The sequence below is a fragment of the Sphingopyxis sp. GW821-FHT12F08 genome (genome assembly GCF_058806755.1).
Genome location: NZ_JBXAQA010000001.1, coordinates 168,114 through 187,065 on the forward strand (window position 1 = coordinate 168,114; position 18,952 = coordinate 187,065).

Annotated in this window: 18 protein-coding genes; 12 read left to right on the forward strand and 6 right to left on the reverse strand. The window is 66.0% G+C overall.

The window, feature by feature from the left end; translation table 11 throughout:
• Positions 1 to 2 precede the first annotated feature (2 nt).
• A complete protein-coding gene (locus AC1RNQ_RS00795; RefSeq protein WP_493168136.1) occupies positions 3 to 770 on the forward strand; it encodes an SDR family oxidoreductase in 768 nt (255 codons plus the stop codon).
• Positions 767 to 1,237: a cupin domain-containing protein gene (locus AC1RNQ_RS00800; RefSeq protein ID WP_493168137.1), complete on the forward strand. Its 471-nt coding sequence runs from the start codon at positions 767 to 769 to the stop codon at positions 1,235 to 1,237. The genes AC1RNQ_RS00795 and AC1RNQ_RS00800 overlap by 4 nt, the downstream gene beginning before the upstream one ends.
• On the opposite strand, the gene AC1RNQ_RS00805 is transcribed toward AC1RNQ_RS00800, so the two are convergent.
• The 5 genes from AC1RNQ_RS00805 to AC1RNQ_RS00825 form a co-directional block, all read right to left on the reverse strand.
• Positions 1,234 to 1,944, reverse strand: coding sequence for a nitroreductase (locus AC1RNQ_RS00805; RefSeq protein WP_493168139.1), 711 nt, complete (start codon positions 1,942 to 1,944; stop codon positions 1,234 to 1,236). The two genes, AC1RNQ_RS00800 and AC1RNQ_RS00805, sit on opposite strands and share 4 nt — an antisense overlap.
• Positions 1,941 to 2,171 (reverse strand): biotin/lipoyl-containing protein, encoded by a 231-nt coding sequence (locus AC1RNQ_RS00810; protein WP_493168140.1) that lies wholly within the window; start codon positions 2,169 to 2,171, stop codon positions 1,941 to 1,943. The genes AC1RNQ_RS00805 and AC1RNQ_RS00810 overlap by 4 nt, the downstream gene beginning before the upstream one ends.
• Before the next feature lie 11 nt (positions 2,172 to 2,182).
• A complete protein-coding gene (locus AC1RNQ_RS00815) occupies positions 2,183 to 3,193 on the reverse strand; it encodes an alpha-ketoacid dehydrogenase subunit beta (protein WP_493168142.1) in 1,011 nt (336 codons plus the stop codon).
• Entirely contained in the window at positions 3,190 to 4,179 is a 990-nt protein-coding gene (locus AC1RNQ_RS00820) for a thiamine pyrophosphate-dependent dehydrogenase E1 component subunit alpha (protein WP_493168143.1), read from the reverse strand. The genes AC1RNQ_RS00815 and AC1RNQ_RS00820 overlap by 4 nt, the downstream gene beginning before the upstream one ends.
• Before the next feature lie 86 nt (positions 4,180 to 4,265).
• Positions 4,266 to 5,057 carry a FadR/GntR family transcriptional regulator gene (locus AC1RNQ_RS00825; RefSeq protein ID WP_493168145.1) on the reverse strand — a complete coding sequence of 264 codons (792 nt, stop codon included), beginning with the start codon at positions 5,055 to 5,057 and terminating at the stop codon, positions 4,266 to 4,268.
• Between the two features lie 205 nt (positions 5,058 to 5,262).
• On the opposite strand from AC1RNQ_RS00825, the gene AC1RNQ_RS00830 reads away from it, so the two are divergent.
• The 4 genes from AC1RNQ_RS00830 to AC1RNQ_RS00845 are packed head-to-tail and all read left to right on the forward strand — an operon-like array spanning position 5,263 to position 9,851.
• The gene (locus AC1RNQ_RS00830; protein WP_493168147.1) at positions 5,263 to 6,606 is read left to right on the forward strand and encodes an aromatic ring-hydroxylating oxygenase subunit alpha; all 1,344 of its coding nucleotides are present in this window, start codon (positions 5,263 to 5,265) and stop codon (positions 6,604 to 6,606) included.
• The gene (locus tag AC1RNQ_RS00835; RefSeq protein ID WP_493168148.1) at positions 6,603 to 8,252 is read left to right on the forward strand and encodes an FAD-binding protein; all 1,650 of its coding nucleotides are present in this window, start codon (positions 6,603 to 6,605) and stop codon (positions 8,250 to 8,252) included. Before AC1RNQ_RS00830 ends, AC1RNQ_RS00835 begins: the two co-directional genes overlap by 4 nt.
• A gap of 10 nt (positions 8,253 to 8,262) precedes the next feature.
• On the forward strand, positions 8,263 to 8,835 hold the full coding sequence (locus tag AC1RNQ_RS00840) for a nuclear transport factor 2 family protein (RefSeq protein ID WP_493168150.1): 573 nt from the start codon (positions 8,263 to 8,265) through the stop codon (positions 8,833 to 8,835).
• 8 nt (positions 8,836 to 8,843) lie between these two features.
• Entirely contained in the window at positions 8,844 to 9,851 is a 1,008-nt protein-coding gene (locus tag AC1RNQ_RS00845; RefSeq protein WP_493168152.1) for a zinc-dependent alcohol dehydrogenase family protein, read from the forward strand.
• A gap of 21 nt (positions 9,852 to 9,872) precedes the next feature.
• Here AC1RNQ_RS00845 and AC1RNQ_RS00850 read toward each other — a convergent pair whose 3' ends face one another.
• Positions 9,873 to 10,796 (reverse strand): SDR family NAD(P)-dependent oxidoreductase, encoded by a 924-nt coding sequence (locus tag AC1RNQ_RS00850; RefSeq protein ID WP_493168154.1) that lies wholly within the window; start codon positions 10,794 to 10,796, stop codon positions 9,873 to 9,875.
• Positions 10,797 to 10,935: 139 nt separating this feature from the next.
• Here AC1RNQ_RS00850 and AC1RNQ_RS00855 point away from each other — a divergent pair, with 139 nt between their 5' ends.
• From AC1RNQ_RS00855 to AC1RNQ_RS00880, 6 genes are all read left to right on the forward strand, one after another.
• Entirely contained in the window at positions 10,936 to 11,748 is an 813-nt protein-coding gene (locus AC1RNQ_RS00855; RefSeq protein ID WP_493168156.1) for an SDR family NAD(P)-dependent oxidoreductase, read from the forward strand.
• A 4-nt stretch (positions 11,749 to 11,752) separates the two neighbouring features.
• Positions 11,753 to 13,201 carry an aldehyde dehydrogenase family protein gene (locus AC1RNQ_RS00860; protein ID WP_493168157.1) on the forward strand — a complete coding sequence of 483 codons (1,449 nt, stop codon included), beginning with the start codon at positions 11,753 to 11,755 and terminating at the stop codon, positions 13,199 to 13,201.
• Positions 13,202 to 13,212: 11 nt separating this feature from the next.
• A complete protein-coding gene (locus AC1RNQ_RS00865) occupies positions 13,213 to 14,817 on the forward strand; it encodes a GMC family oxidoreductase (protein ID WP_493168158.1) in 1,605 nt (534 codons plus the stop codon).
• Positions 14,814 to 15,503, forward strand: coding sequence for an SDR family NAD(P)-dependent oxidoreductase (locus AC1RNQ_RS00870; RefSeq protein ID WP_493168159.1), 690 nt, complete (start codon positions 14,814 to 14,816; stop codon positions 15,501 to 15,503). The genes AC1RNQ_RS00865 and AC1RNQ_RS00870 overlap by 4 nt, the downstream gene beginning before the upstream one ends.
• Before the next feature lie 89 nt (positions 15,504 to 15,592).
• Positions 15,593 to 17,089, forward strand: coding sequence for a class I adenylate-forming enzyme family protein (locus tag AC1RNQ_RS00875; protein ID WP_493168160.1), 1,497 nt, complete (start codon positions 15,593 to 15,595; stop codon positions 17,087 to 17,089).
• 31 nt (positions 17,090 to 17,120) lie between these two features.
• Positions 17,121 to 18,950 (forward strand): AMP-binding protein, encoded by a 1,830-nt coding sequence (locus tag AC1RNQ_RS00880; protein WP_493168162.1) that lies wholly within the window; start codon positions 17,121 to 17,123, stop codon positions 18,948 to 18,950.
• Positions 18,951 to 18,952: the final 2 nt, after the last annotated feature.

Sequence of the window (18,952 nt, forward strand, 5' to 3'; positions counted from 1 at the left end):
CGATGACGGTGCGAACGATCCTCGTCACCGGCGCGGCGCGCGGCATCGGGGCCGCGACCGTCGCGCGGCTGAAGTCGGAAGGCCATCATCCGATCGGCCTCGACCTCGACGAAACCGATATCGCCGCCGACCTGACCACCGCCGCCGGCCGCGCGCACGCGGTCGCGGCAACGGCCGAGCGATGCGGCGGTCGGCTCGACGGCGTGATCGCCTGTGCCGGCATCGCCAGCGCTGACGTCGCCGCGATGGTCGGGGTCAATTATTTCGGAACTGTCGCGCTGCTCGAAGGCGTGCGCTCGCTGCTCGCCGCGTCCCCGGCGCCCCGCGCCGTCGCCGTCTCGTCATCGGCGGTCATCCTCGGCCATGACGATGCGCTCGTCGATGCCTGCCTGTCGGGCGACGAGGCCGAAGCGCTGCGCCTTGCCGAAAGCGATTCGCGGCTGGTCTACGCCTCGACCAAGGTCGCGCTCAGCCGCTGGGTTCGCCGCCAGTCGATCCGGCCCGACTGGGCGGGGTGCGGCATCCTCCTCAACGCCATCGCGCCCGGCGCGGTGCTGACGCGGATGACGCAGCCGATCCTCGCCACGGCAGAAGGCCGCACGATGCTCGCCGAGGCGACCCCGATTGCGGTCGATCGTTATGCCCAGCCCGAACAGATCGCGCCCCTGCTGACCTTCCTCGCCAGCGCTGACCTCCACTATGTCGTCGGCCAGACGATCTTCATCGACGGCGGCAAGGATGTGATCCGGCGCGGCGACGGCCTGCCATGAGCGAAAGCCACCGTCGCATCGTCACCGGGCTCGATGCCGGTGGCCGATCATGCATCCTGTTCGACGGCCCCGGCGGGGCGGTGACCGAAGCGGGCGGCACGCGTGTCACGGCCTTGTGGCAGACGGACGGCGCGCCCGCCGACAACAGCGGCAGCGACGACGCGGCACAGGCCTTTTCCTTCGCCTTTGCACCGGGGGCGAGCAAGTTCCTGATCGTCGAATTCGCACCGTCCGACGAGCTGGTCGGCCCGGGTATGCACGCGACCGACACGCTCGATTACGGCATTTTGCTGTCCGGGCGGATCGACCTGGTCACCGAGACCGGCGAAGTCGAACTCGTCCCCGGCGATCTGATCGTCGATCGCGGCGTCGCCCACGGCTGGCGCAACCGCGGGCCACAGGTCGCGCGGATGCTGTTCGTCAATATCGATGCCTTGCCCGTGGGCGACGGCGCGACGGTCGGCTAATCGCCAAAGCCCACGAAGGTCGCCGCCTCGTCGAGCGTCTTGCGCGTTGAAACGACGCTGTTCGCCGGAAAGCTCTCGTCGGGCCAGCCGATCGCGATGCAGATCATGATCGTCTGGTCGTCGGCAATCCCCGCCTCCGCGCGCACCACCGCCGAATGCATGATGCCCTGGCTGTTGATGACGCAGCCAAGCCCCTTGGACCAGGCCGCATTGACGATCGCGGTCGCGACCGCGCCGCAATCGAACGGCGCGATGTCGCTGCCGACGAGTATCTTGTCATAAGTGACGACGATGCACGCCGGGGCGTCGAATTGCCGGAAACCGCGCAACACCCAGTCGGTGCGCTTCGGCTTGTCGTCGCGCGCGATGCCCATCGCGCCGAACAATTGCTTGGCGACGCCGACCTGCCGCTCGCGGTGGGCGCCCTCATATTGTTCCATGCCGCGGAATTCGCGCGTGCTCGGAATGCGTTCGAGGTTGCGCCGCGTGTTCTCCGCGCGAATCCGGGCGAGCGGTTCGCCCGTCACGACATAGAAATTCCACGGCTGGGTATTGAGCGACGAGGGCGACCGCATCGCGAGCGCCAGGATGTCGGCCAGCAGCTTCTTGGGTACCGGATCGGGCTTGTAGCCGCGAATGCTGCGCCGGCCGTTGACGACCGCGGCATAGGCATCGGCGACGCTCACCGCCTCCGGCACGCCCGTCACCCGATCTCCGCGATGAGGTCGCCAACCTCATAGGTTTCGCCCACTTCGCCGATGATCCGGATCTTGCCGCTCGCCGGGCTTTCGACCTCATTCGTCGATTTGTCGGCTTCCAGCGCATAGAGCGGCTGGCCCTCGGTCACCTCGGCGCCGTCCTCCACCATCCATTCGGCGAGGATGCCCTCGTTCATCGAAAAGCCGATCTTGGGTATGATCACTTGCACAGCCACTGACGGCCTCCTTAGCTGACGATGTCTTTGATGGCCGCGAGGATCCGCTCGCCATCGGGTGCATAGGCATTTTCGAGCGGGCGCGAATAGGGCACCGCACTGAATGCCCCGCCGAGCCGCTTGACCGGTTTCTTGAGCGCGCCGAACAATTCCTCGTTGATCACCGATGCGATTTCGGCGCCGGCGCCATGCTCCTTCACCGCCTCATGGATGACGATCACCCGGCCGGTCTTGCGCGCCGATGCGAGGACCGTGTCGCGGTCCCACGGCGCGATGGTGCGCAGATCGATGACCTCCACCGATATGCCGTCCGCGGCTGCCTGGTCGGCAGCGGCGCGGGCGAGCACCGCCATGCGGGCATAGGTGACAATCGTCACGTCGCTGCCCTCGCGCTGCACGGCGGCCTTGCCCAGCGGCACGCGATGGTCGCTGGCGGGCAGTTCGAAGGACATGGGGGTGCGATAGGTCGGCAGATTTTCGATGAAGATCACCGGATCGGGATCGTCGATCGCCGCACGCAGCAGGCCATAGGCATCCTCGGGCGTCGACGGCGCGCAGACCTTGATGCCGGGGGTATGCGCGAACCACGCCTCCAGATAGTCGCAATGCTGGCCGCCCGACCCGAAGCCCAGCCCGGTCATGGTGCGGATGACGATCGGCACGCTGGTCTGGCCGCCCGACATGAAGCGCAGCTTCGCCGCATGGTTCACGATCATGTCCATCGCCACGGTGGTGAAGTTCATCAGCATGATCTCGGCGACCGGCTTGTAGCCGGCAAGGCTGGCGCCGATCGCCGCGCCCATGATCGCCTGTTCCGAAATCGGCGTAGAACGCACGCGGTCGTCGCCGAAGGTCGTCGACAGCCCTTTGGTGATCTTGGCGATGCCGCCGCCCTCGGGATCGGCCAGGTCCTCGCCCAGCGTGATGACCTTCGGATCCTCGGCAAAGGCATCCTGATAGGCTTTCGAGATCGCCTCGATGATCGTGATTTTCGGCTTGGCCGCCTTTTCCGTGGTGCTCATGCCGCGATCTCCTTCGCGAAGACGTCGAAGCGCAGGGCGTCCGGCTCGGGCCAGGGCGAGGCCAGCGCATATTCGATCGCCTCGTCGATCTGCTTCTCGATCCCCGCCTCGATCGCCGCGAGTTCGTCCTCGCTCGCGATGCGGTCGGCGATCAGCCGCGCGCGCAGGCGAGGCACCGGGTCGGCCGCCATCGCCGCCGCTTTCTGCTCCTTGGGGATATAGCTGTCGTCGTCGCCGAAATTATGGCCATAGAAGCGGAAGGTCATGCATTCGAGCAGGGTCGGGCCTTCGCCCGCCCGCGCCCGCGCCACCGCCTCGGCAAAGGCCGAATACATCGCCTCGGGATCATTGCCGTCGACGCGTACGCCCGGAATGCCATAGCCGTCGGCGCGGCCCGCGATATTGCCGCCGCCGGTCATCTTTTCAAAGGTCGTGTGTTCGGCGAACAGATTGTTCTGGCAGACGAAGATCGTCGGCAGTTTCCACACCGCCGCCAGGTTCAGCGCCTCGTGCACCGCGCCGATGTTCGATGCGCCATCGCCGAAGGTGCACACCGACACCCGGTCACTCTTGTCGAGCTGCGCACCCCAGGCGAGCCCGTTGGCGATCGGCGCCGACGATCCGACGATGCCGGTGGTGACCATGATCCCCTTCGGCGGATAGGTCAGGTGCATCGGGCCGCCCTTGCCCTTGCACGATCCCGTCGTCCGGCCGGCCAGTTCGGCCCACAGTTCCTTCAGCGGGAAGCCCTTGCCGAGCATGTCATGGATGCCGCGATAGATGGTGCAGATGGTGTCGTCGTCGCGCAACACCTGCCCCATGACCGACGGAATGATCTCCTGCCCGCGGTAGGAATAATAGACCATCGCGATCTGGCCGGAGAGAATCACCTTGCGGGCGCGTTCGTCGTTCGCCTTCAGCAACGCCGCCCGCGCATAGATCTCCAGCAAAACCGCTGAATCCGCCACCAACTGCTTGTCGGCCATCCATCTCACTCCCAGACACATTCGTCGTTATCAGTGTAATCCGTTATATAATTACACTGCTTCTGTCGAGAGCGATGTCGGGAAATTTAATCGATCAGATCGACCACCGAATGGGGTCCGACCTGCGCCAGCCAGACCTTGCCGGCGGCGACCATATGCGCCTTCCAATGTTCCTCGGCGCCGGCGCCATCCTTGGCCTCGATCAGGTCGACAAGCTTCGAATGCGATTTCAGGCCGAACTTCAGCTGGCGCAGCGAGATTTCCGGATCGACCGAATTGCGCCGCTGCGCGAGGTTCAGATGCTCGTCCACCAGCCCGCGCAGCGCATGGCTGAACATGATCAGCGTCTGGTTGCCGGCCAGATCGATCATCGTGCTGTGGAATTCGGAGATCATCGCGGTGATCGCGAAGCGGTCGCGGATCTGGCTCAATTCGCCCTCGATCATCTCGCGCAGGATCGGCACCGCCTTTTCGCTGTTACGCTCGGCGACGAGCCGCGCCGCCGGAGGCTCGATGAGGGTGCGCATCTCGTACAGATCGCCGATGGTGACATTCTTCGACTGCAGCGTGATGCCCGCCGCGCGCTCGATCATCTCGTAATTGGGCGAGCTGACGCGCGCGCCGCCGCGCGCGCCGCGCGCGACCGTAACCAGCCCTTCCGACTCGAGGATGCGAACCGCCTCGCGAATCGTCGGACGCGACACTTCGAACTCGGCGATCAAATGCGATTCGGCCGGCAAGGTGTCGCCGTCGACCAATTCACCGCGGATGATGGCGTTGCGGATTTGCTTCGCGACAAGTTCGGCGGTTTTGGGAACGCGTACGGCGGCGGCATTGCTGCGATTGCCGACCGGTATTGCAACGAAAGCGTTAGACAAGTTTAATTCCTTTATCGTTCCGCGCCTTTTGCCCCGAAATGCTGTAAGGCGCAAGCGCGCGCAAAGCGCCGCATCGGTTCGACTCGCCCCTTGCCAAAAGTCATGTTACCTAGTTAGATGATAAAAATCGATGCCGGCGCGCGATCGGCATTGCGGAGCGCGGGTCCGTTCAGCAGAGTGGACGGGCATAAGGAGAGGGATTCCGATGAACGTTCAGACCAAGGACGGGCTGCAGCAGGACGGGGCCGGCTATGTCGTCGCGGCCGACCATTATATCTCGCCCGAATTCGCGAAGCTGGAGGCAGAGCAGCTGTGGTACCGCGTGTGGCAGATGGCGTGCCGCGAGGAGGAAATTCCCAACGTCGGCGATTATTACACCTATGACATCGTCGACCAGTCGATCATGGTGATCCGCGTCGCGGCCGACGAGATCAAAGCCTATTACAATGTCTGCCCGCACCGCGGCCGCACGATCACCGAGGGATGCGGTCACGCCGCGCGCCTTTTCTGCAAGTTCCATGGCTGGTCGTGGAAGCTCGACGGGACGATCGCCAAGGTCGTCGACCGCCACGAATGGCCCGAGGAATCACTGACCGACGACGACCTGAACCTTGTGCCGGTCAAGCTCGGGCGCTGGAGCGGCTGGGTCTATATCAATCTCGACCCCGACAGCGTCAGCCTCGAGGAGCATCTCGCCCCGGCGAAGGCCTATCTCGACCCCTATGACATCGGCGGCATGAACTATCACTGGCGCAAGTCGACGATCTTCGACTGCAACTGGAAAGTCGCGCTGGAGGCGTTCAACGAAGGCTATCACGTCCAGACGACGCACAACCAGATGCTGCGCTATTTCGACGACTGGACGCAAAGCTATGCCCGCGGCCGCCACTCGCACTTCGGCTATTGGGAATCGATGCCGATGGGGTCGCGCTCGCCGCGGCTGACCGGGGGCGAGCCGACCGCCGACATCCGCCCCGGCATCCGCGACTATATGGAGGATATGGCGGCGACGCTGAATGCGGGCTCGTCGGTGCAGACCGTCTATGCCGCCCGCCGCGTCGAGCAGGAGGTGCCCGAGGGGACGCCGCCGATGGAGGTGCTGCAGAAATTCGGCCAGTTCATTTATGAAAATGCCGTCTCGCAGGGCCAGCAATGGCCGAGCATCACCCCCGAACAAATGTATGCGGCGGGGGTCGACTGGCATCTGTTCCCCAACCAGATCATGCTGATGGGCCCCACAGGCCTGCTTGGCTATCGGGCGCGGCCCTTCGGCAACGATCCCGACAAATGCATCTGGGACGTCTATTCGCTGCAACGCGTCGCACCGGGCACGGCGAAGAAGGTCGAGCATGAATGGAGCCAGGATCATGCCGACGTCGATTTCTGGGGGCTGATCCTGACCCAGGATTACCAGAATATGGCCGAGGTGCAGAAGGGCATGAAGTCGCGCGCCTTCAAGGGCGCCAAGCCCAACCCGCGGCAGGAGATCGCGGTGATCAATTTCCACCGCAGCCTCGATGACTTCATCGAGAACGGGTATGGCGAATGAGCGGCGGCTGGGACGAAAGTGCCGATTTCGTCGTCGTCGGCAGCGGCGGCGGATCGATGCTTGCCGCGATCGCCGCGGTCGATGCCGGCAAGAAGCCGCTGATCCTCGAAAAGACCGAGGTCGTCGGCGGGTCGACCGCGCTGTCGGGCGGGGTGTTCTGGATTCCGAACCACCCGCTGCAGGCGCGCGAAGGCGTCGACGACAGCGATGAAAAGGCGCGCGCCTATATGGATTCGGCGGTCGGCGACGTCGGTCCTTCGACATCGCGCGAGCGCAAGGACATGTTCCTGAAAATGGGTCCGCGCATGGTCGACTATCTGGAAGCCAAGGGCATGCCCTTCGTCCGTTACGGTGGTTGGTCCGACTATCATGACGACCTGCCCGGCGGGCTGGCCGAGGGCCGCTCGCTCGGCGTCGAAATCTTCAATATCAAGAAGCTGGGCAAGGAATGGTATCCCAAGCTTCGCCGCGGCGCATTCGGCGTGCCTGCCAAGCGCCCCGAAACCAAGCATCTGACGCTGATGAAGGTGACCTGGGCGGGCAAGTTCGCGATGATGAAGATCGGCCTGCGGATGATCCGCAACAAGCTGCTCGGCATCCACCAGGTCGGCTCGGGCGCCGCGATCCAGGGACGGATGCTGAGGATGGCGCTCGACCATGGCGTCGATATCCGGACCGATTCCGGCGTCACCGACCTGGTCGAACAGGATGGCCGCATCGTCGGGGTGGTGACCGAAAAGGACGGCAAACCCTGGCGGGTCGAAGCGCGCGACGGCGTGCTGATCAACGCGGGCGGCTTCGCGCACAACGCCGAGCTGCGCAAGAAATACGGGCCCCAGCCCTCGTCGACCGCATGGACCAACGCCAACCCCGGCGACACCGGCGAGATGATCGAGATCGCCCGCGCGCATGGCGCGGCGCTCGACCTGACCGATCAGGCGGTGTGGATTCCGACCTCGGTGCCGCCCGATGGCCCGCCGCTGATGAACGTCCCCGACCTGCCCAAGCCGCATTGCATATTGGTCGACAAGGCGGGCAAGCGCTTCGCCGACGAGGCGCAATCCTATATGGCGAACGGTCAGGATTTCTACGCGCATGGCGCGGTTCCCGCCTTTGCGATCATGGACGCCTCCTATTTCAGGAAATACAGCTGGGGCTTTCGCATGGGCGCGATCCCGCAGGTCTGGCATGATAGCGGCTTCCTGAAATCGGCGCCGACGCTGCGCGACCTGGCGGCCAAGATCGGCGTCGATGCCGACGGGCTGGAGGCGACGGTCGAACGCTTCAACGGCTTCGCGGCGACGGGCAAGGACCTCGACTTCCACCGCGGCGACAAGGCCTATGACCTCGTCTATGCCGATCGCACGCACAAGCCGAGCCCGACCCTGGGCGAGATCGAAACCGCGCCTTTTTATTCGATCGAGGTCTTTCCCGGCGACGTCGGCACCTTCGGCGGCATTTTGACCGACGAATATGCCCGCGCGCTGCGCGACGACGGATCGGTGATCCCCGGCCTCTATGCGACCGGCAATTCGACCGCCTCGGTGATGGGCAAGACTTATCCGGGCGCGGGGGCGAGCATCTCGCCCTCCTTCATCTTCGGCTGGGTCGCCGCGCGCCATGCGCTGGGCCAGGCGCCGAACTGAGGGGGCCGCCATGGAACCGTCCCTCGAAGCGATAGTGCGCGAGCTTTACGACAAGCAGCAGATCCGCGAGGTCGTCACGCGCTACTGCCGCGGCGTCGACCGGATGGACCGCGACCTGTTCCTCTCGGCCTATCACCCCGACGCGATCGACGATCATGGCTTCGTCGTCGCCGGACCGGAAGAATTCTGGGCATGGGTCAACCATTATCACACCAACGCCCAGGCGACGCACCAGCATATCATCACCAACCACAGCTGCGAGCTCGACGGCAACACCGCGCATTGCGAAACCTATTGGATGTTCGCCGCGCTCGATCCCAACGGGCAGAATCTGACGATCGGCGGCGGACGCTATGTCGACCGGATGGAAAAGCGCGGCGGCGAATGGCGGATTGCCGCACGCAAATGCGTGCCCGACTGGGGCGGCCAGCCGGTCGCGACCCAGATCAGCCCCGAAGCCCGCGCGATGCTGGCGCAAAGCGGCAGGACGGCGCGCGACGCCCGCGACTGTTCCTATGAGCGGCCGTTGACGATCCCCGCCGACCGCATCGGCATCAACGTCGACATCCTCGCCGGCGCCTGATCCGCACGATGCGTTTCTATCGCCTGCGCGATCATGGTTCGATCGACCATCTGATCGTCGAAGACGGTCCCGAACCCGAGGTAGCCGCCGGCGAGGTGCGCGTACGCATCCGCGCCGTTTCGCTCAATGCCCGCGACCTGATGATGGTCTTTGGCCCCTCGCCCTATGGTCCGAAGCCGGGAATCATCCCCGTGTCCGACGGGGCCGGAGAGATTGTCGCGATCGGGTCGGCGGTCACCGATCTGAATGTCGGAACGCGCGTCGTCATCCCCTTTCGCCCCGGCTGGATCGATGGTCCGCTGCAGGCCGGATCGATCGCGACCGACCTTGGCGGCGCGGTCGACGGCGTGCTCGCCGAACAGGCGGCGGTTGCGGCGCGCGCGGTGGTCCCCTTGCCCGACACATTGTCCTTTGAAGAAGCAGCAGCCATGCCGTGCGCCGGCGTCACCGCGTGGAGCGCGCTCGATCGCGGCGCGCCGCTCGGGCCGGGACGGACGGTGCTCATCATGGGCACCGGCGGCGTCTCGATCTTCGCGCTGCAGATCGCGTGGGCGAAGGGGTGCCGGGTGATCGCGACGACGTCGAGCGATGCCAAGGCCGGCCGGCTGCGCGATCTCGGCGCGAGCGATGTCATCAATTACCGCGAACATCCCGAATGGAGCGCGCGGGTATTGGAACTGACCGACGGGCGCGGCGTCGACCGTGTCGTCGAAGTCGGCGGCGCCGGGACGCTGCCGCAGTCGATGGCGGCACTGGCGCCTGAGGGTGAAATCGCATTGATCGGCCTGCTCGCCGACCCGCTGAACGTGATCAGCCCCTTGCCGCTGATGCGCACGATGGGCGTCATCCGCGGCATCTCGGTCGGCTCGCGCGCCGACCTTGCCGCGCTGGTCGACTTTGCCGCGCGCCATTTCCAACCGGTCATCGACCGCGTGTTCGACTTCGAAGAGGCGCCTGCCGCCTTTGCTCACCTCGCCGCGCGCCGACATTTCGGCAAGGTGGTGATCCGCGTCTGACCGGCGCGGATCGCCCGACCCTTACTTGCCGGTAAAGCGGTTGCGAATGTCCCAAGTCAGCGCGCGCGTCGTGCCTTCGTCGCATAACCCTTCGAAGGTCCAGCCGTCGACGGCGAACTGGCTGCGGACATATTCGGGTTCCTGCACCAGCGCGACATGGCCGCCGTTGATGAACAGCTCGCGCCCGTTCAGATTTTCCGCATGGTCCGAACAGAGCCAGGCGGCGACCGCCGCGACGTTCCACGGCCGGCCGTCGGGGCCGCTGTTGCCGATCCAGTGGTTCGACAGCGGCGGAATCTTCAGCATGTTCATCGCATAGCCGAGCGTTTCATAGACTTCGGGAATGTTCATGTTGCTCGGACCCGAAATCGGGCGGATCACATTGGTACGCACGCCGAACTCGGCGAGCTCGCGCGCGACGGTGCGCGACATGCCGACGACGCCCTCCTTCGCGGCGCTGTAGTTCACCATGCCATAATGACCGAAGCCCGAGGGCGAGGCGAAGTTGACGATCGCCCCGCCCTGTTTCTTCAGATGTTCGGCGCCCGCGCGGATCGTCGCGAAATAGCCCTTGAGGTTGACCGCGAGGACGATGTCGAAATCCTCCTCGCTCATCTCGGTCAGGCGTTTCGGGCGGATGATGCCGGCATTGTTGATCAGGAAATCGAGCCGGCCGAAATGGTCGATCGCGCAATCGACGACCGCCTGGCCGCCCGCCATCGACGCGACGCTGGAGGTTTCGGCGACCGCTTCGCCGCCCGCACCCTTGATCTCGTCGACCACCTGTTGCGCGAAACTGGCATCACCGCCGCCGCCCTGCGGGCCGCCGCCGAGGTCGTTGACCACGATCTTCGCCCCCTCGCGCGCCATCAGCAGCGCTGTTTCGCGCCCGATTCCGCGCCCCGCGCCGGTGATGGCCGCGACGCGGCCGTCAAATTGTCCCATATCCTGCTCCCGCTTGTGCTGTTGGTCGATTCTCGTTTAAAGGTATAAAGGTTTTATATGATTGTAGTCATGATTCAACATGACGAATAGGGTCTCCGTCCGCAAGGCCGGAGGCCGGATCGATGGAGAGGTTGAACATATGACGATTGCCGGCAACCCTGAGTCTTCCGCCCTCGCTCCCTTCACCCTCTCCGGAAAGGTCGCGCTGGTCACCGGCGCCGCGTCGGGGTTGGGCAAGGCGACCGCAGACCTCTTCCTCGATGTCGGCGCCAGCGTTGTGATCGCCGACCTCAATGCCGAGGGCGCCGCCGCCGTCGCGGCAGAGCTGGCACACAAGGGGCCGACGCTCGGCATCGGAATGGACGTGTCGGACGAAGCCGCCGTGCAGGCGGGGTTCGCCGCCGCTGCCGAGGCTTTCGGCGGCGTCGACGTTCTCGTCAACAATGCCGCCTATCGCGGCAAGGCGAATACGATGGACATGTCGGTGGCCGAATGGGACATCATGCACGCCGTCTGCACGCGCGGCAGTTTCCTGTGCCTGCGCGAAGCGGTCAGGCAGATGCGGCTGCGCGGCGGCGGGTCGATCGTCAACGTCTCTTCGATGAGCGCGCAGCATCCGACGATCTTTCCCAATATGCATTATGACTCGGCCAAGGCAGGGGTCGATGCGATCACCCGCCTTGGCGCCGTCGAGTTCGGCAAGGACAGTATCCGCGTCAATTCGGTGCTCCCCGGCGGCATGGCGACCCCCGGCCCCGACAAGATGCGCGCGGCGCAGGCGGCGGGCGGCGCGGTGATTGCCGGGCCGGCGACGATCCCCGGGCGCAACCCGATGGGGCGCATCGCCGAGCCGATCGAAATGGCGCGCGCGATCCTGTTCCTGGCGAGCGACGCCGCAAGCTATGTCACCGGCGCCGAACTGCTCGTCGATGCCGGCTTTACCAAGGGTTGATGCGATGACCGACCTGCTTTCGGACAGCCGCCCGCTGATCGGCGACACCAGGTCGGCGGCGACCGGTCTTGGCGCGCGCGACCATGTCAATCCCTCCACCGGCCGGGTCCAGGCAAGCGTGTTGATCGGCGGCGCGGCCGAGATCGACGCGGCGGCGCGTGCTGCGGTGATCGGCCAGCGAGCATGGACCGCGCTCGGCCCCGAAAAGCGGCGCGACGCGCTGCTCCGCCTCGCCGACCTGATCGAGGCCGACGCCGCGAGCCTGCTGCAAATGGCGGCGCTCGAATGCGGCACGCCCTTGTCCAGCAATTCGAGCGGCCTCGCGCTGTCGTGGATCCGCTATTATGCCGGATGGGCCGACAAGATCGAGGGTACCTATAGCGAGCCCTTCGGGATCACCGGCCTTGCCTACGCGCGGCACGAGCCGATCGGCGTCATCGGCGTCATCATTCCGTGGAATTCGCCGCTCGTCGCGATCGCGATGACGGCGATCCTCGCGATGGCGGCGGGCAATGCCGTGGTGCTGAAGCCGCCGACGCAGACGCCCTTCGTCGCGCTGCGCTTTGGCGAACTGGCGCTGGCGGCGGGCGTGCCGCCGGGCGTGCTCAACATCGTCCCCGGCGATGCCGAGGCGGGCACCGCACTGATCGCCCATCCGGCGGTCGGCAAGATCAGCTTCACCGGCGGCGACATCGTGGCAAAGTCGGTGATGCGCACCGCCGCCGAGCATCTGAAGCCCGTCGCGCTCGAACTCGGCGGCAAGTCGGCGAACCTGATCTTCGCCGACGCCGATCTCGACCTGGCGGCGGCGATGGCGGCGAGTTGCAGCCTGATCCCGCTGGCGGGGCAGGGCTGCGTCCTGCCGACCCGCGTCTATGCCCATAGCGCGATCTTCGACGAGTTCGTCGAGCGCGTGCGCGTCCAGGCCGAAAGCTACAAGCTGGGCGATCCGCTGGACCGCAGCACGGTGATCGGCCCGGTGATCAACGAAGCGGCGGCGACACGGATCATCGGGGTGATCGACAGGGCGAAGGCCGAAAGCGGCGGCAGGCTCGTCACCGGCGGACGGCGCGGCCAGGGCGATCTGGCCGCGGGCAGCTATGTCGAGCCGACGGTGTTCGCGGGGGTCGCGCATGACAGCCATCTTGCGCGCGAGGAAGTCTTCGGCCCGGTGCTGTCGATCGTCCGCTTCGACGACGATGCCGACGCGGTCGCGATGGCGAACGACAGCCGCTTCGGCCTTGGCGCCTATCTGCACACGCGCGACCTGTCGCGCGCGCACAAGGTCGCCGCCGCGCTCGAGGCCGGGTGCGTCGCGGTCAACGGCATGTTGCCGATGGCGCCGAACCAGCCCTTTGGCGGCGTCAAGCAGAGCGGCTTCGGCCGCGAAGGCGGTCGCCCGGGCCTCGAGGAATTCATGCAGATCAAACAGGTGCTGATGCACTTGCGCTGAAAGGGTTGCGTGTGAACCAGCAAGCGGATTTTGTGATTGTCGGCGGGGGCAGCGCGGGCTGCGTCCTCGCCGCGCGGCTCAGCGAAAACCCCCGCCACCATGTCATCCTGCTCGAGGCCGGCGGCAAGGGCGACGATTTCCTGGTCAAGATGCCCGCCGGCACCGCCAAGCTGATGGGACACAAGCAGTTCGACTGGTGCCTGCCCACCGAGGCCGACCCGACGATCGGCGGTCGCAAGATGCAATGGGCGGCGGGCAAGGCGCTGGGCGGCAGTTCGGCGATCAACGGCCAGGTCTATATGCGCGGCGAACGGTCGGACTATGACCATTGGGCGGCCGCTGGCTGTACCGGCTGGGGTTATGACGACATCTTTCCCTATTTCCTGAAAGCCGAGGAATTTCACGGGCCGCCGATGCAGTCGCACGGCCGCCACGGACCGCTCAGCGTGTCGCCGATCCAGGACCCGCAGCCGATCGGGCAATATGTCATCGACGCCTTCACCCAGGCGGGCATCCCGCTCAACGAGGATTATTGCGACGGCAGCCAGAGCGGCGTGTACCGCATCTTTGCGACGCAGAAGGACGGCCAGCGCTGCTCGGCGGCGCGCGCCTATCTCGATCCGGTGCGCGACCGGGCGAACCTGACCATCATCACCGGCGCGCATGTCGACCGGATCGTCATCACGGACGGCCGGGCGACCGGCGTCGAACTGCGCATCGACGGGCAGCGCCGCACCATCGACGCGCGGCGCGAGGTGCTGCTCTGCGCCGGCACCCTGTTGTCGCCGACGATGCTGATGCGGTCGGGCATCGGTCCCGCGGATCATCTCGCCGCGCACGGCATTGCGGTCCAAAAGGACCTGCCCGGCGTCGGGCGGAACCTGCGCGAGCACAACAGCATCAGCATCGCCAAATTTGTGAACATCCCGACGATGAGCGCGCAGCTCCGCCCGTTCAGCCTCGCGCGTCATATGCTGAAATATATGCTGTTTCACCGTGGCCTGCTCACCACGCCGGCGGTGCAGGTGATGGCGGCGTTCCGCACCGATCCCGACCTTGCCGACCCCGACATCATCCTGTCGATGCTGCCCGTCGCGGTTTCGTTCAACGACAAGGGCGATGCGGTTGTCGAGAAACGCCCGTCCTTCTCCTTCGGATTCCATGTCGCGCGCCCACAAAGCCGCGGCGAAATCCGCCTGCGCAGCGCCGACCCCGATGCCAAGCCGGTGATCGACCATCGTCTGCAAAGCGCGCAAAGCGACGTCGACAAGCTGGTGGCGGGATTGAAGATCATCGAGGCGCTGTGCCGGATGCCCGCGCTGTCGGCGATCGTCACCGGGACGCTGCGTCCCGACCCGATGCCCGAAACCGACGACCAATGGGAAACCTATGTCCGCGGCTTTGGCGGCATCGGCTATCATGCCGTCGGCACCTGTCGCATGGGACCCGACGGCGACGCGATGGCGGTGCTTGATCCGCAGCTGCGGGTGCGCGGCATTACGGGACTTCGTGTCGTCGACGCGTCGGTGATGCCCGAACCGGTGTCGGCGAACACCAACGCGCCGACGATCATGATCGCCGAACGCGCCGCCGAATGGATCGGGAGGGACGCATGACACTCGAACGCATTTTCGGCGTGACCGGCAAAAAAACGCTTATCGTCGGCGCGACACCGATCGGACAGGCCACCGCGGCGCTGTTCAACGAACTGGGGGCGCAGGCCGAGCTCGCCGATATCGCGCCCGACGAGGCCGCGATCGCCGATACGGTCGCCGATTTCGTCGTGCGCCATGGCCGGATCGACGTGATGGTCTATGCCGTCACCCGCATCGGCACCTATGCGCTGCCGACGATGGCGCTCGACCAGTGGGACGCGATCCACGACTCCAATCTGCGTGGCGCTTTCCTGGCGATGCGCGCGGCGATTCCGGCGATGCAGCGACAGGGTGGCGGTGCGATCGTCGCGGTATCGACCATGGGCTCGGTCCACCCCGTGCTGAAGGGCAATGGCGCTTATGGCGCGTCGAAGGCCGGCCTCAACGGCCTGGTCCGCGCCGCCGCCCTCGACCATGCGGGCGACGGCATCCGCATCAACGCCGTGCTGCCCGGCGCGGTGCCCGTGGGCGACCCGCCAGCCGATATGGACCGTCTCGGCGGACCCGCCACCCAGCCCGGCCGGCTGATGCTCGGCATGGGCAGCGCCGAGGATGTGGCGAGCGCCATCGTCTATCTGGCATCCCCCGCGGCGCGTTTCGTCACCGGGCAGATGCTGGCGCTCGACGGCGGCTTCCTGATTTCCTGATCCCCGATGAATCGCTTGCATCTTGGAGCCAAATACATATAAATCAGATAGACATTTAAATAGGCCAATACGCTAGGATTCGGGGGAGCATGCCTACACTCAACACGATCGTTCGCCGGGTCTTGGCGATCGACCCGGATGCGCCCGCGCTCGAATATCAAAAGCAGTGGCATAGCTGGGGCGAACTCACCGAGGTCATCGAGGCGGTCGAGGCGATTTTGGGGGAAAACGGCATCGGTCCCGGGACGCGGATCGGCGGCATCCTGCGCAATAGCCCGCAGATCGCGGCCGTCATCATCGGGATCATCACGTCCGATCGCTGCGTCGTCACGCTCAACCCCGCCCTGCCCGACGACAAGCTGGTGGGCGATATTTCCAGCCTGAAAGCACCGGTGGTGATTGCCGAGACGCAGGATTGGCAGCGCCGGCCGATCATCGACGCGGTGCGGCAGAGCGGCGCGCTCGGCATCGAAATCACCGGCGACCGGACGGATCCGGCCCGCGTGATCGTCGCCATGACGGGCACCGATTTCCGCAGCGATGCCGAGGGGATCGGGATCGAGATGCTGACGAGCGGGACCACCGGCACGCCGAAGCGGGTGCCGCTGAAGGCCGCGAATTTTTCCAAGATGGTCCTCGATGCCGCGGTGTTCGAGAATCGCGACATCGACGCAGCGCCCCGATTGTCGCGCGCGGTCAGCATCTCCAACACCCCCTTCTCGCACATCGGCGGCATCTTCAGCCTGTTCGTCACGCTGTCGGCCGGGCGCAAGGCGTGCATGCTCGACCGTTTCCGGGTCGAGGAATTCGTCGATGCGGTACAGCGGCACAAACCCAAGGTCGCCGGCGCTCCGCCGTCGGCGCTGCGCATGATCCTCGACGCCGGCGTGCCGAAGGAAGCCCTGGCAAGCCTTGTCGCCTTCCGCACCTCGACCGCGCCGCTCGATCCCGAGCTTGCCGATCAATTCTACGATCATTTCGGCATCCCGGTGCTGCAGAATTACGGTGCGACCGAGTTCGCGGGCGGCGTCGCCGGATGGACGCTCCCCGACTTCCGGAAATCGGGCGCACAGCGGCGCGGCAGCGTCGGCAAGATGAACCCGGGCGTCGACGGCCGCATCGTCGACCCCGAAACCGGCGCGCCGCTGCCCCATGGCGAAAAGGGGCTGCTCGAACTGCGCGCGGTGCATCTGGGCGACGGCCGGAACTGGGTTCGCACGACCGATCTGGCGCGGATGGACGAGGACCAGTTTTTGTGGATCCTCGGCCGCGCCGACAATGCGATCATCCGCGGCGGGTTCAAGATCATCCCCGACGATGTGGTCAAGGCGATCGAAGCCCATCCTGCTGTGCTGGAAGCCTGTGTCGTCGCGCTGCCCGATTCGCGCCTGGGCCAGGTTCCCGCCGCGGGCTATCGTGTGAAAGCAGGGCAAGCGGTCGCAGTGGACGAGTTGCGGGCGTATCTGCGCGAAAGGCTGACCGCCTATCAGGTGCCGACCAAGCTGCTGGAGGTCGCCGACTTCCCGCGCACGCCGTCGATGAAGCCCAGCCAGCCCGAGCTCAGGAAGCTGCTCGAAGCGGCTTGATCGGGCTAGCCGGCTGACGCATTCGGCGATGGTGGATTATGCGCCCCTGCCTTTCGAACCGCACCGCTGCCGCTTCGAGGCGCGCGACGATGGTTCGACGCTGATCACCCCGGGCTATGACCTGCCCGATCTCTGGCCGTCGATTCCGCATTTGTTCATCGACCGCGCCACGCAGTTTCCCGACCGGCCGCTGGTCGCGCGCCGCACGGCGCTGTCCGACGGCACGCGCGGCGACTGGCGGCGCCTGACCTTCGGCGACGCGCTGCTCCAGGTGTGTGCGCTGGCGCAGGCTTTCATCGATCGCGGGATCGGCCCCGACGCGTCGGTCATGGTGCTGTCAGGCGGCAGCCCCGAACATCTGGTCGTCAACCTTGCGGCGCAGATGGCGCGGGCGCCCTATACCCCGGTGTCGGTCAATTATTCGCTCGCCGGCGGGGACTATGCGCGGCTGCGCCATTGCGCCGGCATCTGCCGTCCGCGCCTCGTCTACGCCGACGACTGGCGCATTTTCCTGCCCGCGATGCGCGCGCTGAACGAGGCGGGCGACCTGATCCTCGTCACCGACGAGGCCGCGCCGGACGGCGAGACGCTGGCGCTTGGCGAGCTGCTCGCGGCCCTTCCGACCGATGCCGTCGACGCGTCGTTCGTCGCGATCACGCCCGACACCCATGCCAAGACGATCTTCACCTCGGGATCGACGGGCAAGCCCAAAGGTGTCGTCCAGACCCAGCGCATCCTGACCGGCATCGTCGCGCAGCATCAGGCGATGTACGCGCAGGAGGATCATGCGGTGCACGCCAAATCCTTCCTCTCCTGGGTGCCGTGGAGCCATGTCGGCGGCAACAACACCCTGCCCGCCGACATCTTCAACGAAGCCGCCTGCTTCTACATCGACGACGGTCGTCCGGTGCCCGGCCAGTTTGCCGAGTCGATCCGCAATCTGCGCGAAATCCATCTCACCGAATATAATTCGACCCCGATCTTCTTTTCGGAGCTGGTCACCGCGATGGAGACCGACACCGGCTTGCGCGACCATTTCTTCCGCGACCTGCGCTTCCTCAGCTATGGCTCGGCGGGCCTGTCCGAAGATGTGTTCCGCCGCCTCCAGGCGCTGGCCGTCGCCGCGACCGGGCGGCAAATCCCGATCATCACCAAATATGGAACGACCGAAACGCAGGGGACGACGATCGTCAGCTGGCCGCTGGAGTCGACCGGTCCGATCGGCCTGCCCTTCGCCGGCAATGTGGTGAAGCTCGCGCCATCGGGCGGGCGGCTCGAAATCCGCGTCAAGGAACTGACGGTCACCCCCGGCTATCTCGGCAACGCCGACGCCACGGCGGCTGCGTTCGATGAGGAGGGCTTTTACCGCACCGGCGATGCCGCGCGCTTCGTAGATCCCGACCGGCCCGAACTCGGGCTGATCTTCGACGGCCGGGTGACCGAGAATTTCAAACTGCTGTCGGGCACCTGGGTCCATGTCGGCGCATTGCGCATGGCGTTGCTCGATGCGCTCGATCCGCTGCTGCAAGACGTCGTGATCGCGGGCGAAGGATGCGGCGACGTCCGCGCGCTCGGCTGGATGCGGATCGCCGACGCGCGCCGTCTGGCGGGGGCAGACATCGACGCGGCGGCGCTAGCGGGCCATCCCGCGATCGCCGCCCATGTCGCCGACCGGCTGGCGCGCCACAATGAGGCGGCGGGCGGCCAATCGCGCCGCGTCGCGGCACTCCGCCTGCTGGTCGCGCCGCCCGCCGGCGACGAGATCGCCGACAAGGGCTATATCAACCAGCGCGAAGTGCTGCGCCAGCGCGCCGGCGATGTCGCGGCGCTCTATCGCGGCGAGGCGATTGCCGCCGGCTGACG

What these genes read in the sequence shown, in the direction of transcription:
- AC1RNQ_RS00870 (WP_493168159.1), top strand. Translation starts at nt 14,814, where the DNA reads ATGACACTCGAACGCATTTTCGGCGTGACCGGCAAAAAAACGCTTATC.
- AC1RNQ_RS00815 (WP_493168142.1), bottom strand. Translation starts at nt 3,193, where the DNA reads ATGAGCACCACGGAAAAGGCGGCCAAGCCGAAAATCACGATCATCGAG.
- AC1RNQ_RS00835 (WP_493168148.1), top strand. Translation starts at nt 6,603, where the DNA reads ATGAGCGGCGGCTGGGACGAAAGTGCCGATTTCGTCGTCGTCGGCAGC.
- AC1RNQ_RS00800 (WP_493168137.1), top strand. Translation starts at nt 767, where the DNA reads ATGAGCGAAAGCCACCGTCGCATCGTCACCGGGCTCGATGCCGGTGGC.
- AC1RNQ_RS00850 (WP_493168154.1), bottom strand. Translation starts at nt 10,796, where the DNA reads ATGGGACAATTTGACGGCCGCGTCGCGGCCATCACCGGCGCGGGGCGC.
- AC1RNQ_RS00830 (WP_493168147.1), top strand. Translation starts at nt 5,263, where the DNA reads ATGAACGTTCAGACCAAGGACGGGCTGCAGCAGGACGGGGCCGGCTAT.
- AC1RNQ_RS00820 (WP_493168143.1), bottom strand. Translation starts at nt 4,179, where the DNA reads ATGGCCGACAAGCAGTTGGTGGCGGATTCAGCGGTTTTGCTGGAGATC.
- AC1RNQ_RS00795 (WP_493168136.1), top strand. Translation starts at nt 3, where the DNA reads ATGACGGTGCGAACGATCCTCGTCACCGGCGCGGCGCGCGGCATCGGG.
- AC1RNQ_RS00875 (WP_493168160.1), top strand. Translation starts at nt 15,593, where the DNA reads ATGCCTACACTCAACACGATCGTTCGCCGGGTCTTGGCGATCGACCCG.
- AC1RNQ_RS00855 (WP_493168156.1), top strand. Translation starts at nt 10,936, where the DNA reads ATGACGATTGCCGGCAACCCTGAGTCTTCCGCCCTCGCTCCCTTCACC.
- AC1RNQ_RS00840 (WP_493168150.1), top strand. Translation starts at nt 8,263, where the DNA reads ATGGAACCGTCCCTCGAAGCGATAGTGCGCGAGCTTTACGACAAGCAG.
- AC1RNQ_RS00845 (WP_493168152.1), top strand. Translation starts at nt 8,844, where the DNA reads ATGCGTTTCTATCGCCTGCGCGATCATGGTTCGATCGACCATCTGATC.
- AC1RNQ_RS00860 (WP_493168157.1), top strand. Translation starts at nt 11,753, where the DNA reads ATGACCGACCTGCTTTCGGACAGCCGCCCGCTGATCGGCGACACCAGG.